The sequence below is a fragment of the Candidatus Frankia nodulisporulans genome (genome assembly GCF_902806475.1).
Classification (GTDB): Bacteria; Actinomycetota; Actinomycetes; order Frankiales; family Frankiaceae; genus Frankia; species Frankia umida.
Genome location: NZ_CADCWS010000490.1, coordinates 1 through 1,209, shown reverse-complemented (window position 1 = coordinate 1,209; position 1,209 = coordinate 1). Strand labels below are relative to the sequence as shown.

1 protein-coding gene is annotated in these 1,209 nt (G+C 67.2%); it reads right to left on the bottom strand.

Annotated features, from left to right (window positions below; translation table 11 throughout):
- Window positions 1–962, bottom strand: a 962-nt coding sequence (locus tag G6R24_RS21045) for an MBL fold metallo-hydrolase (RefSeq protein WP_163550850.1), incomplete at its 3' end; no start/stop codon positions are given.
- Between the last annotated feature and the right edge of the window lie 247 nt (window positions 963–1,209).

Genomic DNA, 1,209 nt, shown 5'->3' with positions numbered 1-1,209 from the left:
ACGGATGTGGGCATGGGATGACCGAGCCAGGTCACCGCGTCGCAGAGGGCCGCGACCAGGTCCAGTTCGTGGCCGGCGCGGTCGGCGTGGACGCGATGGAGATTGAGTACCAGCCGCTCGGCGTCCGCCCAGTCGGCGAACTCGCCGAGCCGCGCGTCGCGAGCGATCTCCAACGGCGTCGCACCACGGGCGAGCCCGCGGTCTGCCTCACCGAGCACGAACTGGAAGTAGCGACGGTGCTCGTCGAGCACACGGTCGATCTCTCCGCCGGCCAGCACCGGGCCATGCCCGGGCACGATCACCTCAGGCGCCATTCCTGCCAGCCAGTCGAGTGCGGTGAGTGCTCCCGTCACCGAGCCCATGAACACCAGCGGAGTCAGGCCGGCGAAAAGCAGGTCCCCGGCGAACAGGACGCGATCGTCGGGAAGCCACGCGACGAGGTCTCCGGTCGTGTGGGCCGGACCGCCGGGGTGCAGGAGGTCCACCCGCCGTTCACCGACGTGCACCGTCGCTGCCGCCGTGATCGCGACGTCGGGCAGGCGCCGCCGGACACGCCCCCAGTCCGGGATCGGCGACCAGAACGCCGGGCAGCCATCGATGATCGGATCGGTGCGCAGGCCTTCCCGCATCCGCTCATGACCGATCAACACCGTCGCCGCGGGCAAAAGGCTGTTGCCGTAGGTGTGGTCACCGTGCTGGTGGGTGTTGACCGCCCACCGAATCGGGGCTCCACCGGTGACATCACCCAGCGCGGTGAGAAATCGGTGGGTGCGCTGCGCAGTGGCGCAGGTGTCGATGACCAGTGTTTCCCCGTCGCCGCTCACAGCGCCGGCGTTGTTCACCCACCAGGACCCGTCCGGCTGCACCCAGGCATGCACACCCGGTCGAAGTTCGCACAACTGCGCCGCGTCGGGCGCGGCCGACGGGTCTCGACCTGCGAGCCCCTGGGATTGAGTCGACATGTGATTACCTTCCCATGGTGACGTCAAGGGGTCGAAATGACCTCGAGCTGAACCGGACCTCACCACAGCACTGTTACGTGTAGCGAGCTTAACATTACCTTCCGTGGGAACATGGTCAGGTCGGCTTGGCACAGCGAGCGGCGGTCGTCGGAGCGTGGTCACACTCCCCGGCGAAACTGGTGACGACGACACCGAAAGCACACAGCACGCGCCAAAGCCTCGACAACTCACAGAACACTCTCTCAGA